This is a genomic window from Aeromonas sp. 600527 (assembly GCF_049175415.1).
In the GTDB taxonomy this organism is placed as follows: Bacteria; Pseudomonadota; Gammaproteobacteria; order Enterobacterales; family Aeromonadaceae; genus Aeromonas; species Aeromonas veronii_A.
The window spans coordinates 15,496-42,371 of sequence record NZ_JAAKVA010000024.1; the positions used below are offsets into that span (position 1 = coordinate 15,496).

Annotated in this window: 23 protein-coding genes; 15 read left to right on the forward strand and 8 right to left on the reverse strand. The window is 59.5% G+C overall.

The annotated features are described in order from the left end of the window. The first annotated feature begins 12 nt into the window (after positions 1-12). From G5154_RS19970 to G5154_RS19980, 3 genes are all read left to right on the forward strand, one after another. A complete protein-coding gene (locus G5154_RS19970; RefSeq protein ID WP_005350977.1) occupies positions 13-1,428 on the forward strand; it encodes an FAD-dependent oxidoreductase in 1,416 nt (471 codons plus the stop codon). 342 nt (positions 1,429-1,770) lie between these two features. Beyond that, entirely contained in the window at positions 1,771-3,066 is a 1,296-nt protein-coding gene (locus G5154_RS19975; protein ID WP_245130713.1) for a DEAD/DEAH box helicase, read from the forward strand. Between the two features lie 98 nt (positions 3,067-3,164). Continuing rightward, complete coding sequence (locus tag G5154_RS19980; protein WP_257700383.1) at positions 3,165-3,815, forward strand: DUF2913 family protein; 651 nt, start codon at positions 3,165-3,167, stop codon at positions 3,813-3,815. 94 nt (positions 3,816-3,909) lie between these two features. Here the strand turns inward: G5154_RS19980 and G5154_RS19985 are convergent, their stop codons facing one another. The 3 genes from G5154_RS19985 to G5154_RS19995 all read right to left on the reverse strand — a co-directional run bounded on the left by G5154_RS19985 (position 3,910) and on the right by G5154_RS19995 (position 6,773). After that, the gene (locus tag G5154_RS19985) at positions 3,910-4,149 is read right to left on the reverse strand and encodes a FeoC-like transcriptional regulator (RefSeq protein ID WP_005350974.1); all 240 of its coding nucleotides are present in this window, start codon (positions 4,147-4,149) and stop codon (positions 3,910-3,912) included. Further along, positions 4,146-6,416 (reverse strand): Fe(2+) transporter permease subunit FeoB, encoded by a 2,271-nt coding sequence (gene feoB / locus G5154_RS19990; RefSeq protein ID WP_421251564.1) that lies wholly within the window; start codon positions 6,414-6,416, stop codon positions 4,146-4,148. The genes G5154_RS19985 and feoB overlap by 4 nt, the downstream gene beginning before the upstream one ends. A gap of 129 nt (positions 6,417-6,545) precedes the next feature. Then, on the reverse strand, positions 6,546-6,773 hold the full coding sequence (locus tag G5154_RS19995; RefSeq protein ID WP_005337384.1) for a FeoA family protein: 228 nt from the start codon (positions 6,771-6,773) through the stop codon (positions 6,546-6,548). 119 nt (positions 6,774-6,892) lie between these two features. Between G5154_RS19995 and G5154_RS20000 the strand changes: the two genes are divergently transcribed. The 8 genes from G5154_RS20000 (at position 6,893) to G5154_RS20035 (ending at position 13,275) form a co-directional block, all read left to right on the forward strand. Beyond that, positions 6,893-7,222 carry a translation initiation factor gene (locus G5154_RS20000; protein ID WP_108612541.1) on the forward strand — a complete coding sequence of 110 codons (330 nt, stop codon included), beginning with the start codon at positions 6,893-6,895 and terminating at the stop codon, positions 7,220-7,222. A gap of 259 nt (positions 7,223-7,481) precedes the next feature. Continuing rightward, positions 7,482-8,039 carry a TMEM165/GDT1 family protein gene (locus G5154_RS20005; protein WP_005337386.1) on the forward strand — a complete coding sequence of 186 codons (558 nt, stop codon included), beginning with the start codon at positions 7,482-7,484 and terminating at the stop codon, positions 8,037-8,039. Between the two features lie 152 nt (positions 8,040-8,191). After that, positions 8,192-9,130, forward strand: a complete 939-nt coding sequence (locus G5154_RS20010; protein ID WP_421251565.1) for a DUF2157 domain-containing protein — start codon at positions 8,192-8,194, stop codon at positions 9,128-9,130. Beyond that, positions 9,123-10,127 carry a DUF4401 domain-containing protein gene (locus G5154_RS20015; RefSeq protein ID WP_421251566.1) on the forward strand — a complete coding sequence of 335 codons (1,005 nt, stop codon included), beginning with the start codon at positions 9,123-9,125 and terminating at the stop codon, positions 10,125-10,127. Before G5154_RS20010 ends, G5154_RS20015 begins: the two co-directional genes overlap by 8 nt. Next, positions 10,124-10,642 carry a GDYXXLXY domain-containing protein gene (locus G5154_RS20020; RefSeq protein ID WP_337072728.1) on the forward strand — a complete coding sequence of 173 codons (519 nt, stop codon included), beginning with the start codon at positions 10,124-10,126 and terminating at the stop codon, positions 10,640-10,642. Before G5154_RS20015 ends, G5154_RS20020 begins: the two co-directional genes overlap by 4 nt. Positions 10,643-10,713: 71 nt before the next feature. After that, entirely contained in the window at positions 10,714-11,460 is a 747-nt protein-coding gene (locus G5154_RS20025; protein ID WP_337072729.1) for a substrate-binding periplasmic protein, read from the forward strand. A 127-nt stretch (positions 11,461-11,587) separates the two neighbouring features. Then, the gene (locus G5154_RS20030; RefSeq protein WP_216978497.1) at positions 11,588-12,352 is read left to right on the forward strand and encodes a substrate-binding periplasmic protein; all 765 of its coding nucleotides are present in this window, start codon (positions 11,588-11,590) and stop codon (positions 12,350-12,352) included. A 104-nt stretch (positions 12,353-12,456) separates the two neighbouring features. Then, the gene (locus G5154_RS20035) at positions 12,457-13,275 is read left to right on the forward strand and encodes a substrate-binding periplasmic protein (RefSeq protein WP_421251567.1); all 819 of its coding nucleotides are present in this window, start codon (positions 12,457-12,459) and stop codon (positions 13,273-13,275) included. Positions 13,276-13,445: 170 nt separating this feature from the next. On the opposite strand, the gene G5154_RS20040 is transcribed toward G5154_RS20035, so the two are convergent. From G5154_RS20040 to G5154_RS20055, 4 genes are all read right to left on the reverse strand, one after another. Next, entirely contained in the window at positions 13,446-14,801 is a 1,356-nt protein-coding gene (locus G5154_RS20040; RefSeq protein ID WP_421251568.1) for an 8-oxoguanine deaminase, read from the reverse strand. 252 nt (positions 14,802-15,053) lie between these two features. After that, entirely contained in the window at positions 15,054-17,039 is a 1,986-nt protein-coding gene (locus tag G5154_RS20045; RefSeq protein WP_421251569.1) for an MtrB/PioB family decaheme-associated outer membrane protein, read from the reverse strand. Positions 17,040-17,050: 11 nt separating this feature from the next. Beyond that, on the reverse strand, positions 17,051-18,025 hold the full coding sequence (locus G5154_RS20050; protein ID WP_421251570.1) for a DmsE family decaheme c-type cytochrome: 975 nt from the start codon (positions 18,023-18,025) through the stop codon (positions 17,051-17,053). A 55-nt stretch (positions 18,026-18,080) separates the two neighbouring features. Further along, entirely contained in the window at positions 18,081-20,165 is a 2,085-nt protein-coding gene (locus G5154_RS20055) for an OmcA/MtrC family decaheme c-type cytochrome (protein WP_421251571.1), read from the reverse strand. Positions 20,166-20,410: 245 nt separating this feature from the next. On the opposite strand from G5154_RS20055, the gene pdsA reads away from it, so the two are divergent. The 4 genes from pdsA (at position 20,411) to nrfD (ending at position 23,484) form a co-directional block, all read left to right on the forward strand. Further along, positions 20,411-21,022 (forward strand): periplasmic diheme shuttle PdsA, encoded by a 612-nt coding sequence (pdsA, locus tag G5154_RS20060; protein ID WP_337072735.1) that lies wholly within the window; start codon positions 20,411-20,413, stop codon positions 21,020-21,022. 153 nt (positions 21,023-21,175) lie between these two features. Then, entirely contained in the window at positions 21,176-21,796 is a 621-nt protein-coding gene (nrfB, locus tag G5154_RS20065) for a cytochrome c nitrite reductase pentaheme subunit (RefSeq protein ID WP_337072736.1), read from the forward strand. Then, a complete protein-coding gene (locus G5154_RS20070) occupies positions 21,793-22,461 on the forward strand; it encodes a 4Fe-4S dicluster domain-containing protein (RefSeq protein ID WP_216978490.1) in 669 nt (222 codons plus the stop codon). The genes nrfB and G5154_RS20070 overlap by 4 nt, the downstream gene beginning before the upstream one ends. 69 nt (positions 22,462-22,530) lie before the next feature. After that, entirely contained in the window at positions 22,531-23,484 is a 954-nt protein-coding gene (gene nrfD / locus G5154_RS20075) for a cytochrome c nitrite reductase subunit NrfD (RefSeq protein WP_421251572.1), read from the forward strand. A 169-nt stretch (positions 23,485-23,653) separates the two neighbouring features. Here the strand turns inward: nrfD and G5154_RS20080 are convergent. After that, positions 23,654-26,876, reverse strand: a 3,223-nt coding sequence (locus G5154_RS20080) for an ImpA family metalloprotease (protein ID WP_421263984.1), incomplete at its 5' end; no start/stop codon positions are given.

The window sequence follows — 26,876 nt, forward strand, 5'->3', positions numbered from 1 at the left end:
GGAGGGAACCCTATGAGCCAAAACGTATTTCAGTTTATCGATGTCCAGCGGGTCGACCCGCCCAAGAAGCCGCTCAAGATCCGCAAAATCCAGTTTGTGGAGATCTACGAGTCCTTCAATCAGCCGCAGGTACAGATGCAGGCGGATCGCTGCCTCGAGTGCGGCAACCCCTACTGCGAGTGGAAGTGTCCGGTCCACAACTACATCCCCAACTGGCTGAAGCTGGCCAAAGAGGGGCGCATTCTGGAGGCGGTGGAGCTCTCCCACCAGACCAACAGCCTGCCGGAAGTGTGTGGCCGGGTCTGCCCGCAGGATCGCCTCTGTGAGGGCTCCTGCACCCTCAACGATCGCTTCGGCGCGGTGACCATCGGCAACATCGAAAAGTACATCACCGACAAGGCGTTCGAGATGGGCTGGAAGCCCGATCTCTCGAACGTGGTCAAGACCGGCAAGCGGGTCGCCGTCATCGGCGCCGGCCCAGCGGGTCTCGCCTGTGCCGATGTGCTGGCACGCAATGGCGTCACCCCGGTGGTGTTTGACAAGTATCCGGAGATCGGTGGCCTGCTCACTTTCGGTATCCCCTCCTTCAAGCTGGAAAAAGAGGTGATGCAGCGTCGCCGCGAGATCTTCCAGGGAATGGGCGTGGAGTTTCGACTCGAGACCGAAGTGGGCAAGGACATCACCTTCGCCGACCTGCTCGGCGAGTTCGATGCGGTCTTCCTCGGGGTCGGCACCTACAAGTACATGAAGGGCGGCTTTGCCAACGAAGAGGCGCCGGGCGTCTATGACGCCCTGCCCTACCTCATCGCCAACGCCAACCGCTTGCTGGGGTTCGAGAAGGCGCAAGCCGACTACATCGACTTCGCCGGCAAGCAGGTGGTGGTGCTGGGCGGCGGCGATACCGCCATGGACTGTGTGCGGACCGCCATCCGTCAGGGGGCTGACAAGGTGATCTGCGCCTATCGCCGCGACGAGGAGAACATGCCGGGCTCCAAGCGGGAGGTGAAAAACGCCCGCGAAGAGGGGGTTGAATTCATGTTCAACCTGCAGCCGGTGGCGGTCGAGCTGGATGCCAACGGTCGCACCGTCGGCATCAAGGTGGTGAGCACCGAGCTGGGTGAACCCGATGCCAATGGTCGCCGCAATCCGGTGGTCATCGAGGGTTCAGAGCAGGTGCTGGCTGCCGATGCGGTAGTGATGGCGTTTGGCTTCCAACCCAACCCCCAGCCCTGGATGGCGGAGTTCGGCATCGAGCTCGACAACCGGGATCGCATCAAGGCCAGCGAGCAGGCGGAGTATGCCTTCCAGACCAGTAATCCCAAGGTGTTCGCCGGTGGCGATGCGGTACGCGGCTCCGATCTGGTGGTGACCGCCATCTACGAAGGACGCAAGGCGGCCGAAGGGATCATGGACTATCTGGCGGTCTGATCCGACCGGCTACAGCCGTGATGTTCCCTAACAATCAGCCCCGCCAATGCGGGGCTGATTTTCTATGCGCGCTCACCAGCCGCTCATACGCTCCCGGCAACGGTGAAGATAACTGCATGCGCTGGCTTGCGATGGCGGCGACACTGCTCAGCCGCCACGCGAAAAACTCCAACCATTTGAGGCAGAATTTGTGACGCCTATCTGTTACACTTCGCGCCCGCCATTTTCCGGCTCACTCTCTGACTTGATGTCAGGCGCAGCCGTCGGTGGTTACAACCTCCGTCTCGCTCATGCCGAGCTAACCAAGCCAAACACAGCCCAGCTGGAACACAGGAACCCATTATGAGATTTGAATCGTTCGATTTTGCCCCCGAGATTTTGCGTGCTGTCTCAGATTGCGGTTATCAGGAGATGACCCCTGTGCAGCAACAGGCGATCCCGGCCATTCGCCGTGGCCGCGATGTGCTGGCCAGCGCCCAGACAGGTACCGGCAAGACCGCCGCCTTCGCCCTGCCCATCTTGCAGCGTCTGGTAGACAATCCGGCTCCGGTCCAGCCTTCCAACGCCCGGGTGCTGATCCTGACCCCGACCCGCGAGCTGGCGGCTCAGGTGGCGAGCAACATCAATGACTTCGCCAAGTATCTCGATATCACCACCATCACCATCGTCGGCGGTGGCAAGCAGGACGTGCAGGCCAAGAAGCTCAAAGCGGGTGCTCACATCATTGTGGCCACCCCGGGCCGTCTGCTGGAGCACCTCACCGCCTGCAACCTCAGCCTCTCTGGCGTCGAGTGTCTGGTGATGGATGAAGCGGATCGCATCCTCGACATGGGCTTCAGTGCCGATGTGCAGAAGATCCTGCAAGCGGTCAACAAGACCCGTCAAAACCTGCTCTTCTCCGCCACCTTCTCCGAGGCGGTGAAGAAGCTGGCCAACCTGATGCTGGACAGACCGCAGATCGTCAGCGTCAACAAGCAGAACTCCACCGCCGACACCGTCAGCCACACCGTCTATCCGGTCGAGCAGAAGCGCAAGCGCGAGCTGCTCTCAGAGCTGATTGGCAAGCAGAACTGGCAGCAGGTGCTGGTGTTCGCCAGTACCCGCGAGAGCTGTGATGTGCTGGTCGAGGAGCTGAACCTCGACGGCATCAAGTCCGCCGTTGTCCATGGCGAGAAGGCCCAGGGCAACCGTCGCCGCGCCCTGCGCGAATTCATGGAAGGCAAGGTACGGGTACTGGTCGCCACCGAAGTGGCCGCCCGTGGTCTGGACATCCCGGACCTGGAATACGTGGTCAACTATGATCTGCCGTTCCTGGCGGAAGATTACGTGCACCGCATCGGTCGTACCGGTCGTGCCGGCAAGCGCGGCATGGCCATCTCCTTCGTCAGCCGTGAAGAGGAGCGCACCCTGCTGGAGATCGAGGCCCTGATCGGCCAGAAGATCCGTCGCATCATGGTGCCGGGCTATGAGGTGAGCAGCCGTGACGAGCTGATCAAACAGCTGCAGGAGCGTCGCCGCTTCGGCAAGCGTCCGCAGCGTGAAGATAACGCCGTGGCCCAGGTGATGGCCGAAGCCAAGCTGCAGGGTCAGCGCCTCAAGCGTCTGGCTGCAGCCAAGAAGCCCCGTCAGCCGAAATAAGGCGGGCAGTTGCTCTATTGAACCGCAAAGGCGCCACTGGCGCCTTTGCCATCTCTGTCATCGGTGTTGACCCCTGGTGGTCAACTCAAGGATTGCTTATGACCTCTCCGACCTACAATCAGGCCCTGCTCGAGATGGCCACTCAAAGCCTGGCCGAACTGGCCCGCACCGCCGAGCAAAAGGCGGGCAAGCGCACTCCGGCGCAAGAGAGCCACTTTCTCTGCACCTGGATGGCCGACTCCCTCAAGGAGAAGCGCTTCTCCCGTCTGGTGATGGAAGATTTGAAAGCTTGGGTGCAGCTTGGCCGCACTCTGGGTGCGGGCGCCGATCTCAAGGGATTGCTGGAGCGCATCGCCTTCCAATACCAGTGCGCCATGACCAATCCGCAGCAACTGGGGGCCAAGCTGGCTGCCCTGCTGGAGGAGCTCTCAGCGGCAGGCTGGCTGGTGCTAACCGAGAGCGAGGTGAACGCCAAGCTGCGCCTGCAATCGGGCGGTCAGGCGAGTCTGGTGGTAAGCCATAACGAATATGCAGGCCATATCGAGGACGGTGAGCTTGTCAAACCCCTCACCCTCTATGTGCGCGGTGACGAGAAGGTGCTGGCCGAGGCGGCCTTCAAGCACGGCCTGCTGCTGAGCCAGGGCAACAAGAAGACCACCCTGGTCAAGCACCACAAGGCCTACCGGCTGATGCCGGACAACGCCCAACCGGCGCTGGCACTGCTGAGCGAGGCTCGCCAAGGCGCCTGATCCCGCCTGTCTTCAGCAATAAAAACGGCAGACCCTTGAGCAGGATCTGCCGTTTTTTATTGTTCGATGTTTGATGATGAGGTTGGGTAGTCGTTTAGCGGATCTTGATACCAATCTGGCCCGCGTCACACCACTCGAACATCACCTCTTCGCTCTTGCCGCAGCAACTGCCACCACAGACCCGGCTTTCACGCTTGATGACCCGCCCCTTGCGCATCCAGACGCCGAGCATGGCCTCCACCGCATCTTCCGAGGTGTGGAAGTGGCGAGCCAGATCACGCCGGCTCACCTTCTGCTGCGCGGCGAGGTAATCCCCCAGCTCGCGCAGGATCATAAGGTCACCACCTTGCGGGCAACGATGTCACCGTGACGGCGACCGGCCCACCAGAGCAGTACCAGAGAGAGGCCATAGCTGACGATCCAGAACAGGCTCTGCTCCGGGTGAGCGGCGAAGGTCGCCACCTGATAGAAGAGGGTGGCGCACATAAAGGCCATATAGTTGCACCATACCGCCGTCATCAGCGCCCACTGGCGACCGGTTTCCCGCACCAGCGCGCCCATGGCTGCGGCGCAGGGCATGTAGAGCAGCACGAACAAGAGGTAGGCAAAGGCACCGGCCGCCCCGTCGAAGTGGGTCTGCATATTACCGTAGGTGGAAACATCGACCTCCTGCGCTTCGGCGGCAGCTTTCTGGTCGTCGAGGTTGCCAACATCAAGCCCCATGGGGTCGCTCGGGTTGATCTCCGCCAGATTGGCCGCCACGGCATCGATCGCCTCGTGGAAACTGGCCACCAGCGAGAACTCGCTCTCCTCCTCTGCATCGCCACCACCGGCGTAGAGGCTGTTGAGGGTACCGACCACCGCCTCTTTGGCGAAGATACCGGTGACGATACCGACCGTGGCCTGCCAGTTGTCATCGCGTACACCGATGGGGTGCAGCACCGGGGTCACCGCTTGGCTTATCTTGCTCAGGACCGAGCTCTCCTGCTCCTGATGGCCAAAGCTGCCATCGGTACCCAGGGAATTGAGCACGCTCAGCACGGCAACCACCAGTACGATGGTTTTACCGGCACCAAAGACGAAGGATTTGAGCTTCTGCCAGGTCTTGATGGCAACGTTGACCGGACGCGGCCACTCGTAGTCCGGCATCTCCATCAGCATGGAGTCGCTCTTGCCCGGCAGCAGGGTGCTGCGCAGCAACAGGCCGGTGAGCACCGCCACCAGAATGCCGATGAGGTAGAGACCGAACACCAGGTTCTGACCTGACTCTGGGAAGAATGCCACCGCAAACAGGGCGTAAACCGGCAGACGGGCACCGCACGACATGAAGGGGGCCATGGCGGAGGTCATCAGCCGCTCCCGCTCGGAGTTGAGGGTACGGGTCGCCATCACTGAGGGGACGGTACAGCCAAATCCCATCAGCATCGGCACGAACGCCTTGCCTGGCAGGCCGAGGCGGCGCATCAGGGCATCCACCACGAAGGCGGCGCGGGCCAGATAGCCTGAACTCTCCAGCACCGCGAGGAACAGATAGAGGCAGCCAATCACCGGAATAAAGGTGGCCACGGTCTGCAAACCAACGCCAAAGCCGTCTGCCAGAATGGCGCCCAGCCACTCGGGGGCATTGACCAGCCCCAGCAGGTGGTGCACCCCATCGACAAACAGGGCGCCCCCCATGATGTCAAAGAAGTCGATAAAGGCGCTGCCAACGTTGATGGCAAACAGGAACATCAGGTACATGACAAACAGGAAGAAGGGGATGCCAATCCAGCGATTGAGCAGCACCCGATCCAGCCACTCGCTCTGGGCCTCGGTGAGCTTGCCCTTCTGCTGACGAGCCTGTTGTACCCACTGGTGGATATGGCCGTAGCGAATATCCGCCAGTTGCAGGTCAATATCCTGTCCCTGATGGGCACGAGCCACTACATTGGCGGCCGCCGCCTGCTGACCGGGCAGCAGGGTCTCCTGCATCACCGCATCCTCTTCCAGCAGGCGCAGGGCGCGGCCACGGGTAGTGAGGTGATGCGGGGCGAGCAGGGTCTCCAGCTCCGCCAGATCGGTTTCAAGCGCGTGGCCGTAATCGAGCTGCAAGGCGGCTTGCGGCTGACCGATAAACTGGCGGATCTGCTGCTTGAAGGCGGCAACCTGCTTGCTGTTGTGGGCAGAGAGGGCCACCACCGGGCAACCGAGAGATTTGCTGAGCTTGCTCTCGTCGATGACGATGCGACGCTTTTGCAGGATATCCAGCTTGTTGAGCACCACCACCATGGGCAGGCCCAGTTCGCGCAGTTGCAGCGTGAGGTAGAGGGAGCGCTCCAGATTGGCGGCGTCGATGACGTTGAGCAGCAGGTCGGGTTGTTGGCCCTGGGCAAAGCGGCTGGCGATCTGCTCGTCCAGACTACCATCCTGACCCGCCAGGCTATAGATGCCGGGCAGATCCATCAGCTTGAAGTGATGCTCACCCGCGCTGAACTCACCCATCTTCTTGTCGACGGTGACGCCACTCCAGTTGCCTACCTGCTGGCGGGCGCCGGTCAGGGCGTTGAACAGGGAGGTCTTACCGCTATTGGGGTTACCTACCGTTACCAGGGAATAATTCATACCAGCTCTACCTCTATTTTCTTCTGAACCCGCCGCGTGCGAGTGGCAAGCTGCTTTGCAGGTTCGACTTCTTGTCTCTGAACCGCTCCCGGTGACGTTTCTTGACCGGAGCGGCAGCCGAACAGGGGGTTATACCGGCTCGACTTCTATTTGCTGGGCCAGACTCTTTTGCATGGAGAGACAGATCCCCTGGCACTGGATCTGGAGCGGGTCCCCCAGGGGGGCGGAGCGCAGATAAATGACTTCAGTCTGGGGCAACAGGCCCATCACCATCAGTTTGCGGCGCAGCGGCCGGGCGAGCTGATTCATATTCTTGATGCGAGCACTCTGTCCCGGTGACAACTGCGTGAGTACCATGACTGACTCCTGAAGTTAAACAATAATAATTCGCTTTTACTTGGGGCATTATAAGCTGTGTCTTCAACTTTTATTTGAGTAAAATCAAACTCCGCTTAGCTAACCCATAAAGTATTGCCATGAGTCACGACAACAACAGCCGCCTCGTTTACAGCACAGATGGCGGCATGATCAAGGAGCAGAGCGCTCCCCAATCCGCCTCCCCCTTCCCCACCGACGGCACCGTGCGCATTCGCCGCGAGACCAAGGGGCGCAAGGGCGCCGGGGTGATCACCATTCATGGCATACCCGCCGATCAGCAAAAATCCCTGGCTACCCTGCTCAAGAAAAAGTGCGGCACCGGAGGCGGTATCAAAGAGGGCGTTATCGAGATCCAGGGGGATAAACGGGACCTGATCAAAACCGAGCTGGAAAAAGCCGGTTTCAGCGTCAAGCTGGTGGGTGGCTGATCCCCTTGTCACTCATGCGGTTTTTCCCTAGAATGCCCGCTCCCATCGAGGGGGAGTAGTCTCGCACACCGGTGCCATCCATTGCATGAATACCGGTTTGCGACCCTGATCAACATACTTGGTGCCAAATCACCATGGTCAGGGTGATCCATGCCAGCCATGGATTTGACAAGACCTTTGACGGGCCAGTGCCAATACCGGGGACGGATGGCGCAGGCTTGTCTTTGGTTTATAACAATTCCGTCCCCCGGTCATTTTTATGGAAGCCTTGTTAACCTCAACCCTCAGCGTCGCTATTGCAGAAATCGGCGATAAAACCCAGCTGTTGGCGTTGCTGCTCATCTGCCGTTTTCGCAAGCCCTGGCCCATCATCGCCGGCATGCTGGCGGCTACTTTGCTCAACCATGCGGGCGCCGCCTGGATTGGTGAGTTCATCAGCCGCTGGCTCGATCCCAAGATAATGACCTGGCTGGTCGCCATCGCCTTTATTGCCATGGCTATCTGGATTTTGGTGCCGGACAAGATGGATGACGAGGAGAGCTCGCTGGATAAATACGGCCCCTTTATGGCCACCTTCGTGCTCTTCTTCATCGCCGAGATTGGCGACAAGACCCAGATTGCCACCGTGCTGCTGGCCGCCAAGTATGACTCGCTGGTGCAGGTCATTACCGGGACGACCCTCGGCATGATGCTGGCCAACGTGCCTGTGGTGCTGATCGGCAAGCTGGGGGCGGACAAGCTGCCACTCAAGGGGATCCGCATAGCCTGCGCCATCCTCTTCGTCGGCCTCGGAGTGAGCACCCTGATCTTCGCCTGATGGCCCGAATCCGATGACCAAGCCCTCCCCTATGGAGGGCTTTTTTGTTTGTTACGTAACCCGCTGTCGCAACCCCCAGCCGCAGAGCCAAGGAGCAGTGCACGGTTGCGGGGGCCTCATGTCATAATGGGGCAAACCTCGTGGAGCCACCCATGCACAACGTATCAAGAGAGACGCTACTCGAATGGGTCAAACAGGGACGACTGGCACCAGCGCAACTGGCCGCCGCCCGAGCCCTCGCCGATCTTCCCCCCAATCCGGCACGCTGGCAGTGGCTGTTTGACCGGCTGCTGCTCTGGCTCGGCGCCCTCTGCATCGGGGCTGGACTGGTCTTCTTCGTCGCCTTCAACTGGCATGAGTTGGGTCGGGTCTCCCGCCTCGCCCTGCTGGAGGCGCCGCTGCTCGCCATGCTGCTTCTGCTGTGGCGCAAGCCCCTTGGGGATACCCCCCGTCAGGCGCTACTGCTCGCTATCGCCCTCAATATCGGCGCTCTGCTGGCGCTGGTGGGTCAAACCTACCAAACCGGTGCTGATCCCTGGCAGCTGTTCGCCACCTGGGCGCTGATGTTGGTACCGCTGGCGGCATTTGGCCAAAGCCCTCTGCTCTGGACCTTAAGCTGGCTGCTCGGCCAGCTGGCGCTGGTGCTCTACTGGCGGCTCGGCCTGTTTACGTTTTTCTTTACCTTCGATGAAGAGGGATTGGGCTGGTGCCTTACCCTGCTCAATGCCGCCCTCTGGGGTCTGCTTCTGCTGGCGCCAACCCGCTGGCGCCTGATGCCAAGCTGGCTGGCGGGTCTGGCCGCGGGTCTGGGAGCCACTCTGCTCACACTGCTGGCGCTGTTTGATGCCGCTTCCCCGCTGGTGTGGCCGCTCTGGCTTGGCTGGCTCGCCGCGGCCTATGCCCTCTGGCATCACAGATTTATCGCCGGACTCGCCATGGGGTGCCTCAGCCTGATTGCCATCATCCTCGCCGCCCTTGGCAAATGGATGGAGCCCGATATCAACGGCTTCTTGCTGCTTAGCCTGATCGCCATCGGCCTTTCCGTCACTGCTGCCCGCTGGTTGCAACAACAACGGAGGTTACATGAGTAATCTGACCCTTTGGCACGCGCTACAACAGGCCAATATGGTGGACGGGGAGATGCCCCGCGACACCCAACCTCACTGGTCGAGCCGTTTTATGCTGGGGCTGGTGGGGTGGATTGCCGCCCTGTTCTTGCTCTTTTTTCTCTTTGTGACCTTCGAGCAGCTGACCCGCGAGGCCAACAGCGCCCTGCTGCTGGGGTCCGTATTGCTGGTGGTGGCCTACGCCCTCAATCGCAGCCAACGCGGCGATCTCTGGGATCAGTTCGTGCTGGCCCTCACCCTGGCGGCCGATGCCTGGCTGCTCTATGGCCTGATCGATCAGATTGACTATCATCACACCCTGCTCTGGTTCGGGCTTGCCCTGCTCTCGCTCGCCATTGCCGTGCTGTTCGATCACTGGCTGGTGCGGCTGTTTCACAGCGTGGCGGCGGCCCTGCTGCTTACCCTTGGTCTCGCCTGCCTCGGGCTGCAACTGCTGGCGCTGCCGCTGGTGATGACCGCCATCACTTTCTGCTGGCTGCGGGCAGATAGGGATCCAGAGCGCCACCAGCTCTATCACTCCATCACGCTGGGGCTCGCCCTCTCCCTGCTGGTGCTGGGCCGCCTGCACCACCCGCTGTGGGATGGAGGCAGCAGCGTGCTGGACGAACTGGGGCTATCGCGCCTGCCGCTCTGGCTCAATCCCCTGCTCTGCGCCGCCCTGCTGCTGGCGGTGATGGTGAAGCTGAGGCTCCCTCTGCTGTTTGGCCTGCCACTAGTGCTGATCAGCGCCATCATCCCCGGCATGGGAGCGGGCGCACTGGTGCTGATCCTCGGGTTTTATGCCGGCAGTCTGGGGCTGATGACACTCTCGGCCCTGCTGCTGCTCGGCTATGGCTCGCTCTATTACTACGATCTTGGGCTCACCCTGATGACCAAATCCTGGCTGCTGCTGGGCTCCGGCATCCTGCTGCTGGGGGCCCGCCAGCTGCTCACCACCTTCGCGGCAAGGAGCGACTCATGAAACCCGTCACCCGACAGCTCGCCCTGTTGCTGAGCGGCCTCGCCATCCTGGCGGGCATCAATGCCACCGTCTGGCGCTATGAGCACGCCATGAGCAGCGGCGAAGTGGTGCTGCTGCGGCTCGCCCCGGTCGATCCTCGCTCACTGATGCAGGGGGATTACATGCGGCTCAACTATGAAATTGCCCGCGAGCTGACCAGCCGCGACGCCAGAGCTACTCAAAACAAGGGCAGCGATACCCTGGTGATCCGCCTCGATGCCCATCAGGTGGCCAGTCTGGTGGCCGATGGCAAACCGGATCGGCTCGCCAGCGATGAGCGGCTATTGCAGGTGCACCAGAGCGAGCGGCAGTGGCAGATCGGCCCCGATGCCTACTTCTTTGAAGAGGGGTCGGGAGAGCAGTACGAAGCGGCCCGCTACGGCGAGTTCCGGCTGCAAGCGGATGGCAAGACCCTGCTGGTGGGGCTGCGGGATGAGGCCTACCAGCCCATCGGGCAGATCCGCGCCCGCTGGTAACGGCCGTGAGTGGCTATTTACTCTGTTGATGGTCACACTCAAGAGAAGGTTGATCGCTAAGGATGTTCCCAATGAGGATATGGCTGATCTGTCATCTATTGCTGCTCTGCTTAGCCTCGACGGCACGAGCTGATCTGGGCAAGCTCGAGTATCTCACCGAAGAGTACCCCCCCTACAACTTCAGCGATCAGCAAGGCCAGCCCACCGGCCTTGCGGTCGATTTGCTGCAGATGATCTGGCAACACAGCGGCGTGACACCCCAGCCGGTGCGCATCCTGCCCTGGGCTCGAGGTTATTACTTGCTAACCCAGAAGCCCAATGTGGTGCTCTTCTCCACCGCCCGTACCCAGTCGCGGGAAAATCTCTTTAAGTGGGTGTGCCCCATCGGCTACTCGGAGTACATACTGCTGGGCCGCAAAGCACAGAACATCACCCTGACCACCTTTGATCAGATGAGTCAGTACAAGATCAGCGCGGTGCGTTCGGATGCCGCCGAACAGCTGCTGCTCAACAACGGCATGGATGACAACAACATCATCCCGGCCAACCGCCTCTCCCAGGGGTTGAAGATGCTGCTCTCCGGCCGCGCCGACCTGCTAGCCACCAGCAAGCTGGCGGGATATGACGCCATCCGCGAATTGAAGCTCAACAGCGGCGACTTCAACGTGGCTATGGTGCTGAGTGCCGAACAGCTCTGCTATGCCTTCAGCCGTCAGGTGCCCGACAGCGAGATCTCCCTCTTTCAGCAGGCCCTGACCCGCGCCCTCGCCTCGGAGGAGTTTCGGAAATTGCAGACCAAATATCTGCCGATACACTGATCTTTCATCCGATGGCGAGGATTGAGCATTTTTACCGTACGATCGCTACCTGTCAGGGGGCTGGCTATTGTGCACTCGAGTCGTCACACTGTTTGGCATCGTCGATATATAGTGAAGGGTCTCACCCATGAGAACATGGCATCTCTCCCACATCTTGCTGCTCCTGTGGACCAGTTTTGCATGGGCAGGCCTGGATTCTCTCGAATACAAGACAGAAATATCCCCGCCTTTTAACTTCAGTGACGCACAAGGTCAGCCCACCGGCCTTGCCGTCGAACTGCTGCGGATGACCTGGCAATACAGCAATACGCCTCCCCAACCAATACGAATCCTGCCGTGGGCCAGAGGCTATCAAGAGTTGAACAGCAAGCACAATGTCGTGCTGTTTGCCACCGCCCGGACACCGGAGCGGGAGGTGCTTTTCAAGTGGGCTTGTCCCATCGACAACTCGGACTTTGTACTGCTTGGCCGCGCCGCTGACAAATTGAACCTTTCCTCCATCGAGCAAATAAAAAATTTCAAGATTGCGGTGGTACGCTCGACCGTGTCGAATCAGCTGTTGCGGGAAAGGGGTCTGGATGAGAGCAACCTTGTCGAGGCCAACCGTCTCAGCCAGGCAGCCAAAATGCTCGCATCGGGCCGCACCCATCTCTTTGCCACCAACAAGCTGGTCGGCTACCAAACCCTCAAGAACCTCAATCTGGATCTTAAGGACTTCAATGTGGCCTTCATCCTCGATAGCAAGCCACTCTGCTACGCCTTTAGCCGTCAGGTGCCAGACCGGGATATCGACAGATTTCAACAAGCTCTGGATAGAGCACGGGCATCACCTCAATTTTTGCAACTGCAAGCCAAATACCTGGCGCTGCAGCCAACACATGGGCCGGGATAGCCACGACCGCCCGCGTTTTTTGCCAAACATGCTCTGTTGCCTTGGCGAAATCGGCCAGCTTGGTCACACTTGAGCATGATATTCCCTTGATCAGGACGGCAAAAATGAAACCATGGATTGGATTAGCCGGGGCGCTGCTGGCCACTCTCGCACAGGCGAGTCCTGAACTCGGCAAACTGCACTACATCACCGAAGAGTACAAACCCTACAACTACGTCGATGCCAGCGGCTCCCCCACCGGCCTCGCGGTCGAGCTGCTGCAACTGGTATGGAAAAAGACCAATACGCCGCCGCAGCCCATCACCATCATGCCATGGGCGCGCGGTTACTACCTGCTGACCCAAAAACCCAATGCAGTACTCTTCTCCACCGCTCGCACCCAGGCGCGGGATCCCCTGTTCAAATGGGCCTGTCCCATCGGTTACGCCGAAATCGTGCTCGTAGGGTTGGCCGAGCGCAATATCACCATCTCCAAACTCGATGATGCCAAAGCGTTCAATATCGGAGCTGTGCGGGCTGATGTGGGAGAACAGTTGCTACTCAACAACGGCTTTGATGAGACCAAGCTGATGGCCGCCAATCGGCTGGCACAAGCGCTGAAGATGCTCACCTCAGGTCGGATCGATCTGGTCTCCACGAACAAAACCACCATGGAACAGCTGATCGCGGAGCAAAAGCTTGATCCTGCACGATTCAAAGAACAATGGGTACTGAGCTCAGAGCAGTTCTGCTTCGCTTTCAGCCATCCGGTGAGCGACGAGCTGGTCAAAGAGTTCCAGACCGGTTTGACCCAGGTACTGGCGAGCAGTGAGTACCCGCTGCTGCACAGCAAATATTTCCCGGCGCCCGCCCCTGCGGCAGCCAAAAGTGAAGCAGCCAACACGACATCGGCTAACAGCGCCCCCACCAGCACAGCCAACTAGCAGCCCTCACCTTTTAACACCGCCAATACAGAGGGGCCCGATATGGGCCCCTCTGGCTTTGTGGCTCACTGTACTCAAGCGCGCACGACTTGTACGTTCTTGTCGAGCACTCTCCTTTGGCTATTCACCTTGGGTTGCCCACATTGAGTTACTCGTACAGACCTTTGCGTTCAACCACGCACCAGCGCCGCGGCGGCCACCTTGTGACGAGCGATGAGACCCTCGACATCCAGTCCCTCGATGGCGCCATCCACAACCCGCCACTTGCCACCCACCATCACCCGATCGGCACGCTCGGCGCCGCACAAAATGATTGCTGCAATGGGATCGTGACAGCCACTAAAGCGCAGATCGTCGAGCTTGAACAGCGCCAGATCCGCCTGCTTGCCGGGCAGCAGCTCGCCGAGATCGTCGCGCCCGAGCAGCCGTGCCGAGCCTACGGTCGCCCACTCCAGCACTTTGCGTGGGGTGATGCGCTCGGCGCCGTAACGCAGTCGCTGCAGATAGAGCGCCTGACGAGCTTCTTGCATCAGGTTCGAGGCATCGTTGGAGGCCGAGCCATCCACTCCGAGCCCCACCGGCGCACCGGCCGCTTCGAGATCCAGGGTCGGGCAGATACCGGAGGCGAGCCGCATATTGGAGACGGGACAATGACACACCCCGGTGCCTGCCGCCCCCAGCCGCGCAATCTCGTCCGGATTGAAGTGGATGCCGTGGGCCAGCCAGGTGCGATCGCCAAGCCAACCCACCTTTTCGAGATAATCGACGGTGCGCAGGCCAAAGCGTTCAAGGCAAAACGCCTCCTCATCCAGCGTCTCCGCCAGATGGGTGTGCAGCCGCACATCGAACTCGGCCGCGAGCCTGGCGCTCTCCACCATGATCTCTTCGGTGACCGAGAAGGGGGAGCATGGAGCCAGCGCAATCTGGATCTGCGCCCCGGCGCCGCGCTCGTGGTACTGGCGCACCAGCCGCAGGCTGTCATCGAGGATCTGCTGCTGCCCCTGCACCGTGTGGCGTGGTGGCAACCCCCCCTCATCTTCGCCAAGGCTCATGGAGCCGCGAGTCAGCGTGGCGCGCATGCCCAGCTCACGCACCGCCGCCACCTGAATATCGATGGACTCCTCCATCCCGCGCGGGAAGAGGTAGTGGTGATCCGCGGCCGTGGTGCAGCCCGAGAGCAGCAGCTCCGCCATCGCCACCTTGCTCGCCAGCTCCAGCCCATCCGGCGTCAATCTTGCCCACACCGGATAGAGGGTCTTGAGCCAGGGGAAAAGCGGCTGATTGACCACCGGCCCCCAGGCACGGGTCAGGGTCTGGTAGAAGTGGTGGTGGGTATTGATAAGGCCCGGCAGCACTACATGGTCACGGGCATCGAACAGCTGCTCGCAAGGCCGGGCAGGCTGCTGGCCTGCCGCCAGCACCTCGCTAATCAGACCGTTTTCAATCACCAGTCCGCCGCGGCCATCGACCGTTTCGCGGGTAAAGGTGGCAAGGGGGTTTTTGATCCAGATACGGGTAGCGGACATGGCCGACTCCTCCATCAGTGACACATAGGGGTGAGCCAGCTCAGTTATACCCTGTCTGCTGATCCAGAGGCGGCGCAGTACCGCAGTGGCTCCAGTCTATCCAGCGGCAGCAAAAAATCTGTGATCACCTTATAAAATCAAGGGGATAGCTACTCTGCTTACGGCATAGATGCATCAATTGCAATCAGCGACCAGGCATGAGCCGCAGACATAAAAAAGGGGAGCCTGGCTCCCCTTACAAGATGGGCTGCATTAGAACTTGTAAAGCCAGGAGATAGCGGTGAAGTAACCGTTATAGTTCTGGTTAACATGACCCATGCTGTACTCCTCACCGGTGTAGAGGTAGTCCACATCGTGGTAGAACTCGTAGCGCATATCCCAGCGCAGTGACTGCTTCTCGTCGAGCTGATAGAGGGCATAGCCTTCTAGACGGTGTTGCTTGCTGGTCAGGTCGGGGTAGTCATAACCCTTGCTGGCATCTGTCTGGCCACGGCCATAGGAGAAGCTGTAATCCACCCCCAGTTCCAGCGCCAAATCAAACGCCTTCTTCTGGCTTAGACCCACTCCCAGAGTAGTGATTTGGTCACGAACCCGGGTCGAATAGGGATCCCAGTCCGGGGCACCGGTGTAAGCATGGTTCTGGCTTGAGGTGATCCACTGTACATTGCTGAAGAGATGGCCACTGAGATTCTCATCAAACTGCTGGTTAAGGGTCAGATCGATACCATAGTCCTCCCCTTCACTGAGTCCGATGTCAGGCTCCGGATAGTTTGCCCGTGCCCACCACCCTTCCAGCGAGGAGCTTAACTGCTCGCTGAAGGCATACTGCAGATCGCCACGCAGCTCGAACCTGTCACGATTGGCCAGATAGAACTGACGCAAGGTCGGGCTGACATTGGTATTGTTATTCTTCCACTCAGAGCCATCCCGGGTGCTCCAGGAGAGTTTCCCCCCCAGTTGCAGATCACCCACCGGGCGATAGCGACTCTTGAGGAACAATGTCTGCTCATCCGTCTTGCGACGATCCGCGTACTCCCGTTCATCGGCACGATACTGGTAACCCCCGGTTACCTTGACCGATCGACTCAGGCGGTAATCCGCTTCCAGATTGGCTTTACTGTGAGAACGATCCCCCGGCTGCCGTTGTTTGCCAATAACAACCTGCTTGTCCGAGTTGTCCTGCCGATCCCGGTATTCGCCCCCGGCCCGCAGAGTCAAATCCCGGCCAAAACGCCCCACCCATTTGGCATTGGTCTGGATGGTATCGATCTCACCGTGGAAATCGCTCTGGGTGATCGGCACCTGCCGGAAGGCGGCTAGATTGCCATCCGACGTTGTTCGGCTGCTGAGAATGCGACCGCTCAGACTCTGCCTGTCCCAGTTGTACTGGCCGGACAAACTGACCTGATGGAAGCTGTTGTCGGGTTCGTAAGCCCGCTCATTGGCATAGGGGTCGCTGGCCGAACCGAAATAGAATGCGGTCTCCTCGTTGCGATAGAGTGAGCCGTTGTAGGCCAGATCAACCAGCCAGCCTTCACCCAGGTAGCTGATGCCACTCTTGACCAGGGTGGTACTGCTGCCATCGACCAGCTTGGGTACAAAGCCCGGCATGCTGCCTATCCCCGGGATGCTGGACTGATAAGTGGCCAGCGTTGCCTCTTTTTTCTCATAAGAGAAATCGGCATAAGGGCGCCATGGGCTCTTGGGGGTATAGGCAAGCCCCATGGTCAGCTTCTTGCGGACCACCTCCTTGTCAAATTCGGCCAGAGCGCCAGCCGTCATCGGTGTATCGTCAGGGCGATAGACGCTCTTGCCATGGCTGTTCCAGTAGAAGGGGGTTTCGGAGTAGCCAATTTTGGCGCGCGCGCCATCATAGTACCCTTGCTCCAGTGCCATGCTGAAACGGCGCATTCCGAGATCCCTGGCCTCGAGTGCCCCATAACGGGATCCCTCCCCCCGATACTGCAGGTCAGCGTTGAAGATCCCCAGCATGCCGGTATCGTTGACGGCGGGCACCCAGTTGCGATAACGGGTCGCGCCATCATCGTTGATGTAGCCTGTGCCCAGCCCCACCTCACCAAACCAGCCACTCTCGCTTTCACAGGATGCACAGCGCCAGCGTGCGGTTTTGGCCTCCCTGGCCGATTGCAGAGAGTAATCCTCGACAGCCAGCGACTCCTCGGCGGCATGGGCCGAGAAGATGGTCAACAAGGAGAGCCAAAGTGTTGATTGTTTCATGACATCTCTCCTCAACGTCGCAGGGACTGCCCATTCGGATGGTTGGTCCCGTGGATCTGGTTATGACAATTCAGGCAACTGCCGCCACGTACCTTGAGATCCCCCTCTGGGATGGACACGTTGGCATGGGGGGCGCTGTGACACTCCTGACACAGCTGGGGAACGCGCTTGTTGAGCAGCGCCTGATTGATGGAGCCGTGGGGGCTGTGGCACAGGGAGCAATCCTCGGTCACCGGCTCGTGCTCCCACAGGAAGGGGCCCCGCTTCTCGGCATGGCACTCGTAGCAGCTCTCGTTGACGGTCGGCTGTTTCAGACTGGCCTCATTTTGTGACTGGTGCGGGTTGTGGCAACTGGAGCAGGGCATTTCGCCATTCAGGATGGGATGACTGGTGCGCTTGTGCAGATCCGATTTCTCTGCGGCATGGCAGCTGGTGCAGGTCTCGACCTGTTTCTTGCTGTCCATCACCGGATCCTTGGCCTGGTGCAATGTGTGGCAGCTGGTACAGGAGAGATCCTCGACCGCATGAACACTGGCATGCCAGCCCATCCGGTTGGTATCGGTATGACAGGAGAGACAGACACTGTTCTGCTTCTCGACCGGCACAGGTGAATCGGGACCAAAGGTGATCATCGGCTCCCGTTTCTCTCCTTTGCGAGGATTGCGCGTGTGGTTGCCTGCCGGACCATGACAAGCTTCACACTGCCGGTCGGCCATGGGGCCATTCTGGTTGCCCAGATTGCCGTGCACACTGTGGAATATGCCGGTCGCGGGTTTGCGTGAATCTGAATCGTGGCACTTGAGGCAGGTATCAGCTCCCTTCGGGGAGTATTTTCCCTGGTCAAATTTCTTGTCCAGAGCCGATTCAATCTGGAGTCGCGGATCTGCATCGCCAGCGGGTTGCGCGGCATCGATCTTGGCCCAGGCTGACAGGCAGCTCAGGGCCAGCATGCCAGCCAATAACCACTGCGTGATGGTCTTTTTCATCTTGTTTCCTTCAACGGCGAAGGGCCAGGGGTTACCCCCTGACCGCAGGATTTCATCAACGGAAGTCGTAGACCTTGTGAACCTTGTCGACACCCTGCTCCTGCCCGACGGCATGGCAAGAGGCACACTGTTCAACACCGGTTGCGGCTTCGATCGTCTCTGCACCAAAGACGGCGCCGTTATTCTTCATGTGGGTAGCCCACTCATCCCCTGCCACCGGGCTATCCGGCTTGACCAACCCCAGCGGTGATTTGAGGTGGCAGCTGGAGCAGACCACCAGCACCGGGCTGAAGTATTTGGGCTGTTTGTTGTCAGCCGTGGTGGCGACCAGAGAGGGGCGCGCGTTCTGCTGGTTGGGCAGGTTGTATTGCCCCTGGGTATGACAGGACTCGCAGTTGCTGATATCGCCCGGGAAGGTAGCACTTCCCCCATGTTTGGCGCCCAGCGCGTGGAAGGAGTGGACGTGATATTTCAGGTCCCCCGGCACCCCCGCATAGAACGAGGTACGGGTCGCGTTGTGGCAACTGGTGCACTGGCTCATATCCTTGGCCGCATGATTGCTCATGTGGACTGCCAGATCCTTGTGACAACTGTTGCAGGAAGCGAGATCCGCACCGGCCTTGAGCAGATAGCTGCTGTCGATGCCCCCTTCGGCACGGAAGTAGGCGCTGACCGGATTGATGGCGATCAGGGAGAGTGCGCTGGCAGTACTGCTGCAAGGCAGCAGATCCCCTGCGGCAAACGCCCCGTTGCGATCGGCTTTACGCGCCACACAGACTCTCAAGTCAGCGATGGTCGCAGCCAGGGTGCCGTTGACCTCGTTGCCCGTCTCTTTGCTGCACAGGAAGCGGCCTGTGCCCTGGCTGACACACTTGCTGAACTCGATCTTGTTGCCAGAGACGAAGGTCTGCGGATTGGTGGTGGCCAGCTCGAATCCCTGGCCCTGATCCCAATTGACCAGAATGGCCGGATTGCCATCTTTGACATATTTCAGCACGTCATTAACGCTCTCGGCCGGCGTACCGTCGACGGTGACGGTCAGTTCGATCTCGATATTGGGAGCGGCATAGCGAACGTCATCGAACGTGAACTGCAGCTTGTCGCGTCCAATCGCCTCGTTGGCCATGTAACCCAGGTGGACCATGTAGGGGGACTTGCTGCTGGCCGGATCAGCGCCATGGCACTGGGTGCAGACTGCGCCACTGTTTATCTTGCCAGTGATGTGAGCATCAAAACCTGTGGAGCTGGTTGAATCGGCATGACAGGCACCACACGCTTTTTCCTGGGCATGTTGCCAGTTACCGGCATTGAGGGTGGCTGGCGTGGCGTCCTTGTGACAGGTATCGCAGTTGCGCGAGTCTTGCGGGAAGTGGCTGACCGTCTTGGTATCCGTACTATCCAGATTGCCATGGTACTTGTGCACTATGGTCGTCAGAGAGCGGCGGGTAGCAATGGCCGGATTGCTCTCGTTGTGACAGGTGACACAGAGTTTGGGGTCAGCGCGATCCGCGTGTTTGATCGCTTGCTTCATGTGACAACTGTTACAACTGCTCTGATCCACGATATCCCGGGTCAAAGCGGCGCGCGTCCCAGCCGGCACCCAGTCCAGCACATAGTTGGTGACGGGGACATTGTTACTGCCACCAAAAAAGATACCCACACGATGAGTCGCCGTTTCATCCCAACTAATCACGCCATTGTTGCTCTGTGAATCAGCAGGATAGGGATCCGGCACTGTGGTGGGGTTAATAGCAAAGGTGTAGCGATATTGCCCATTGCCCAGTGACTCCAGCTTGCCGCTGTTTTCACTGGTGGCTTTGCCGGAACGGTAGATAAAACTCTTCCAGATGGCCGGGTCTTCACGTGTGGCATCGCGGCCGGGGATCATCTTGTTGAGGGTGAATGAGGGGATCGTAGCGCCCAGGTCGTAACCCGAACCCTGTTTGTCCGCCACGTTGAACTGCACCGAGAGCTGACCATCCGGGGTGAGAACCGGTGTCGAGGCCGAGATAGTCAGAGAGTCAGGGGTTCCAGGAGGAGGGGGGGGCGGCTCACTCTTGTCACTGCCATCCCCCCCGCCACCGCAGGCCGAGAGGGTGAGCACCATTGCAGCGGCCACCAGCGCTTTCCAGTATTTCATCTTGTTTATCCTTTTTTATCGGATTTTTATTTCATGTATGAGCTGTGTCAGAAAAGCCCCAAAAACATGCAACATTAGGCCCCTTTGGACCCTCTTTTGGTCAAAAACCATTTCCATCCGAATTATAAGGTTTATATAGTGCTCGACGTTGATAGAAGTCTCAAAAGCGGGATTAAGCCCACTTTTTCGAATAAAAAAACTGTATAGACTGGCTTTTACGATTTTTATGTCACTAGGAGTGCAAAATGAAGCGAAGCATGAAATTGGAAGTGGTGGGGTTATCTCTGTTGATTGGTTCAATTGGGCCAGCCTTTGCCGGGGTCGACGAGATGGCCAAAACATGTAACGCATGTCACGGTAATCAGGGGATCAGCTCACATACGGATATTCCGACAATCGCCGGAATAGCAGAATCTAATCTTGCGGAGCAGATGCGAAGCTACCTGGATGGCCGCCCTGCTAAGACCGTTAATCATGTCACCGGTGACACCAGCAAACAGGGAAACATGACCGACATTGTTAAGGGTCTTAGCGACGATCAGATCGACGAATTGGCAGCTTACTATGCCGAACTGCCCTACCAACCGATGAAACAACCGTTCGATGCCGCACTGGCCAAAGCAGGACAAAAACTGCATGAAGAGTCTGGTTGCAAGAAGTGTCACTCCGAAGGTGGCTCCGTTGCCGACGATGAAGCATCCATCCTCTCCGGTCAGCCAAAAGGTTACATACTGATGGCCCTGCAAGAGTTCAAGGCTGGCAAGCGCAGCAATGACGAGAAGATGAATAACGCCATCATTGCCATGAGTGATGCCGACCTCAAGGCGCTGGCCGAGTACTACGCCAGCCAGCAATAACCAAAGCGGTCAGGTTTATCCATTGATCAAGCCCCCACTCTGTCGTGGGTGGGGGACTCTTGCCCGTTTCTGGCATTTTGGGAGGTATTTGTCGCTCTTTTTCTTGTCAGGGGGTGGATAACGCCGCTGAACCTCTTTGATCCGGAGTCCAGTATGAAAAAAATAATGCAATGGGCCTTGCTTGCCACGATCTGTCTGGGTGCAAGCGAGTTTGCCCTCGCCGCGACCGCCGTCGAACCAGCGTCTGCCGCCATCAGCACTGTGGCCGATAGCAGTGCCGCCGATGCACTGGCCGCACGCCAGGCCAAAGCCGCGAAGAAAGCCGCAGCCGAGAAAAAAGCGGCCGCCCGTTTCGCCAAGTGTGACAAGTGCCACGACGGAAACGAGGGGATGCATGGCAAGCATGCCAGCGTCACCAACCCCAATACCAATGAAGCTGTGACCTGTACCAACTGTCACGGCAACCCGTCAGCCCAGCACCGCAAACAGCGTGGCGGCATTGTCGACGTGATGCGCTTTGGCGACGATGCCTTCCCGCTCAGCCAGCAAAACGGCGTCTGCATGAGCTGCCATGAGCCCGATGATCTGCGCAAGGCGCTGTGGGCTCACGACGTGCATGCGACTCGCGTGACCTGCACCAGCTGCCACCAGTTGCACCCGGCCAAAGAGCCCATGGTCGGCATCCCCGAGAAGGCCCGCATCAAGCTGTGCGTCGACTGCCACAGCAAGCAGCATGAGGTCAGGCAGCAAGCCGCGGCCAAGGAGGGCGCATGAGCACGACCCGTCGCGAGTTTATGGTGGGGATGAGTGCCAGCGCCTTGATCCTGATGACGGGGTCGCCCCGCGCCCTGGCCAACAGCATGACCATCGGGGGGATACGCTACGGCATGATCCACGATGAGACCGCCTGCATCGGTTGTACCGCCTGCATGGATGCCTGCCGGGAAGTCAATCAGGTGCCACAAGGGGTAGCTCGCCTGCAGATCCTGCGTACCGGGCCTGTGGGTGAATATCCGGAACAGGAGTACCGGTTTTTCCGCAAGTCCTGCCAGCACTGTGATAACGCCCCCTGTGTGCATGTCTGCCCGACGGGCGCATCCCATATCCGGGCCGAGGATGGCATCGTCGACATCAACCCCGATCTCTGTGTCGGTTGCCGTTACTGTCTGGCAGCCTGTCCTTATCAGGTCCGCTTTATCAACCCGGTCACCCGCACTGCCGACAAGTGCGATTTTTGCCGCAAGACCAATCTGGCCAACGGCAAGCAACCCGCCTGTGTCGAAGCCTGCCCTACCAAGGCGCTGGTGTTCGGCAATCTGGATGATCCTCACAGCCCGATCGCCAAGCGGCTGGTGCACGAGACCACCTATCGCTACAAACAGTTCCTCGGCACCTCGCCCAAGATGTATCGGGTACCAAAAGGGGAGATAAAATCATGAGTCCACATAACCCGCATCATGGCGGTATCCCTCTGCAGATGGTGAGTAGCGAAACGGGAGGTGTGTACCATGTGGCATAACGCATTTCACTTCGACTCACTGGTCTGGGATGGTCCCATCGCCATCTACCTCTTTCTGCTGGGGATCTCCGCCGGTTCAGTCACCCTCTCGGTGCTGTTGCGCCAGCGCGGGGCCGGCAGCGAGAACGGCATCATCAGGGCGACCGCCATTCTGGCCCCGCTCAGCGTGATACTGGGGCTGCTGATCCTCATCTTCCACCTGGCTCGTCCCTGGACCTTCTGGAAGCTGATGTTCCACTATCAGTTCGATTCCGTGATGTCGATGGGGGTCATGCTGTTTCAGGTCTATATGACTGTGTTGTTTGCCTGGCTGGCGGTGGTCTTCAGAGCCGAGATCGAGGGGCTGCGGCGGCACCTGCTGGCGGACAGGTTCGCCTTCATCGATACCCTGATAGGCAAGGTGGCAAAGCTTGAGCGACTGCTTACTCCCCTGTTGTTGTTGCTGGCCGTACTGCTGGGGGCCTATACCGGCTTCCTGCTCTCGGCGCTCAAGACCTACCCCATGCTTAACAACCCGATCCTGCCGGCGCTGTTTCTGGTATCCGGTATCAGCTCGGGGGTAGCCTCCACCATCTTGCTGGCGGTGACTCTGTTCAAGGAGAGCAGCCATAGCAAGGGGGTGAGCTTTGTACACCGCTTCGAGCGCCCCATCGTGGCCATCGAGGTCTTCTTGCTGGTCTGCTTCTTCACCGGCCTCTACTTCGGTGGCGGCCAGCGGGAGGCAGCGATGTGGGCGGCCATAGGCGGCGGCTTCTGGTCGCAGGTCTTCTGGTTTGGCGTGATTGGCATCGGCATCCTGCTTCCCCAACTGTTGGGGCTGCTCAGCTCGCCAGCTCGCCAGCACCAGCGCTCCCATCTGGTGCTGGTCTGCAGCCTGAGCCTGGTGGGGATCTTGCTGCTGCGCTACTTCATCCTCTATGCCGGTCAGATGACGGTGCTGTAACATGGTCGCGCGAATGGGCTACTTATGAGTCTCACCCTTACATAGGCTGACACACTTTCGGCTCGTTCTTCTCCCCCCCCACCTCCTCGGCATCCACCATGGGGCCAAAGGCGGGATAAATAACAAGCGCCCTGCCGGGCGCTTGTCGTAGTTATCGTGATGACCGGATTCAGGGAACCGGACAGATGCTCGGCGAGCCACTGTTGCGGGGCCAGAGGGTGGATCCGTCGCTTTCAGAGAGCGGCAGGAATGTGACGCCTTCGCTCATGTTGGCTGGGGGCAGGTCATCCTCCAGCACATACATCCCCATCGGCAGGCTGCCATAACGCTGGTTGGCCTGCACCTGAGCGACTGCGAGGCTTGAGTAACGCAGGCCGAGCAGATCGAAGTGATTGCGCCAGTCCCAACCGGTGAGCCGACTGAGTGCAACCAGCATAAAGTCATTGCCCGGTATGTCGCGCACCCGTTTGCCGCCATAGACCGCATGCCCCGAGTAGGGGAACAGGCTAAAGCCGAGCCTATCCTTGTTGGCATTCCACTGCGCTTCACTGTCGGCCGCCGCGCCGAAGATCCGTGAGTGCTGATAAAGCAGAGTGAAGAGAGTGAAGCCATCGTTCAGCCGGGTGCCATCAGTCAGGAGCATACGGTGGGCGCGCAATGCCATCTGGATATAAAACGCCATGCGATAGCCGTTATGAACGGCGTAGGCATTGCTCTTCCAGGGGGCTTCGTAGCGACTCTCGCCGATATCGAGCACCTTGCAGTTGGCCCCGAGCACGACGCGGTTGCCACTCCTGTCCCGTACCTGCGCCGCATCAGACATGAACACATAGAAGAGATCCTTGTGATTCATGTGTCCATCCTTGATGGGCGCCGTGTTGCCATCTCTCAGATAATGGGCGCGCCACTTCACCACATAAGGGAAGATATTGTTGGAGTTTTCCCCCGCCCGGCTGCCGTAGCCACTCCAGTTGTCGGCATCGCCTGCCGCCGCGTACTGCACGTTCAACCGGTTGGTCTGCAGGTTGTGGCCCAGCTCGTGATTGTCGAGCCAGCCGGTCGGGCTGATGCTGCCGGAAGAGTCCCACGGGTTGCCACTGCAACCACTGCCGCAATGGGCATTCTGGTCATAGTTGGCATGCTGGATGATGGTGCGGGTGTGGAGCGATTCATCGAGACACCCCTCCCCCAGCAGTGCCACACAGGCGTTTTTAACATCTGCCGGCAGCGACTCATCGAGCCCCTTGCCCTGAATTTTCAGGCCCGCCAGGATGTAGACGCCATTGATGTGATCCCGGGCGATGCTGTCGAGCAGGGCATTGGTGTCGGGGATAACGCCACCCACTGCATTGGTGAAGCGATCCCGGCGCAGATGCTGTTCGGCGCCATCGGCTCGCAGATCGATATGAGGCAGCTCGGTTTGCGCCAGCCGCTCGTTGAACTCGCGGATCTGCTGCTCATCACTGAAATCCAGGATGGCCGGATGACGGGTGACGCCTGTGGCGCTCACCTGGACGGCCAGCGATGCTGCCCCCCCTTCCAGATAGAGATAGATAGGGCCGCCATAGGGCGAGGTGAAGGTGACACGGCCCCCCTTGGCCAAGAGCAGTCGTCCGGTGGTCAGCTCCAGCGGTGCTCGATAGATCTTCTGCTCATAGGCGCGATTGGTGTTGGGCCTGTGGTAGTTGAGTCGGACGGTAGCAGACACATCGGCGTTATCGGTGCGTCTCAGGGTGATGGTTTGTCCCGGCAGGGCATACCAGCCGGTGGTTGTCCACTGCCCGCTGTAGGGAACCGCAATGCGCCGACTGTCGGTGAGCGTCGCGGGATAGGCGTAGTGAGCTGCTTGTCCTTTCACCACCTTGTTGCGATCGGTGACGTACTCCCCCAGATCGGGCTGGGCCGGGGTACGGGTGCGGGCATAGCTCACCAGCCAGTCGGCAAACATCGCCTGCTGCCAGAATTGATGTTCATCCCAGGCAATGGGGTAGTCGATAGCGGTCCTGTATTTGTCGGCCAGCAGCAGGGTGGCGGGCAACAGTGTCACGCCGTCACGAGCAAAGGGACTGATCCCAGCCTTGTCGAGGGTGATGGCCGCATTTCTCAACCAGTCGGCACCCAGCTTGAACTGCTGGTTGAAGCTCTCCGAGCCACCGCAATTGATAAAGTTGCCGCCGCAGCTATCGAGCCACTGGGTAGTAAAGTTGCGATCCTGAAGGTTGCCAAGCAGGGTATCGACCGCCATCAGCTGGGTGTCGGGTGCCATGATGGTGTTCACTGCCAGATCGCTGGCTCTGAGTTTTGACCAGTAGTTGCCCCAGGTGACCAGCCCCATATCGAGATAGAGGGGGCTTAGTAGCGAGCTGGCATCGCGCCGATAGTTGGAGAGCAGCAGCGGGATCCCGGCCGCTTTGGCCTTGGCGATCCCCTGTGCGATCCCCTGATACCCCAGCCCCTGGCGGTCGATATCGCTGATCACGATAAGCTCCGGCGCCATGGTATCGATGCAGTCACTCAACGCCTGATAATCGCAGGTATTGGCCGGGTTGATGCTGTGCTTGTCGGGATAGATCGCCTTGAGCCAGTCACGCACGCCTTCGTTGTGGGGAAAATAGACGCTATCGGCGCGACTTGGCATCTGGGCGGTGAGGATGCGCAGGCCATCGCTATCCTTGCCCCGGGTCAGCCAGCCAATCAGCCCCTTGAGCAGCGCCTCGCTCTGTGCTGTGCGGTCAACGGAAAACAGGTTCGCCCCCATGGCTGCCTGACGGTAATCGGCTTGCTCGGAGACCATCACCAGACCCCGGATCTCGCTCTCCCCCTTGCCATTGATGTTGGAGGGGAGCAGGGTCACCGTGCTCTCCGGCTGGAAGCTGGAGAAGGTGATGGAGTCGTGGCTCGGGTTCCAGCTGATCTGTGCCATCCCCTGATAGAGGCTGCGAACCAGCTCGGTGCGGTGCGCCTCACTGTCGGCAATCGCCGCGCGGGCATGGGCGATCAGGGATTGTTCGCTGGCAAGGGTATGATCTTCTCGGGCAATGGCATTGGCGGCATCGCTGATAAAGCGGGCCGAGATCTGACAATCGGCGCGCATGGGTGCTGTGGTGTAGGTGTTGCCCGTCAGGGTGCCCTCACACCCAGTGATCTGCGTCAGCACGAAGCCACTCTCGGGCTGCACAGTGAAACGCCCCTGTTCACCCGCATTCAGGCGCAGGGAGTCGGGGCTGAGCGCGCCCCCCAGAGAAGCTTGGGTGGTGGCGTTGAAATAGACGGCGGCACTCTCCTGAGTGAAGCTGGCCGAGATTTGGCAATCAGCACGCATGGGGCCGGTGGTGTAGGTGTTACCCGTCAGGGTGCCTTCACACCCTGTGATGTGTGCCAGCACGAAGCCA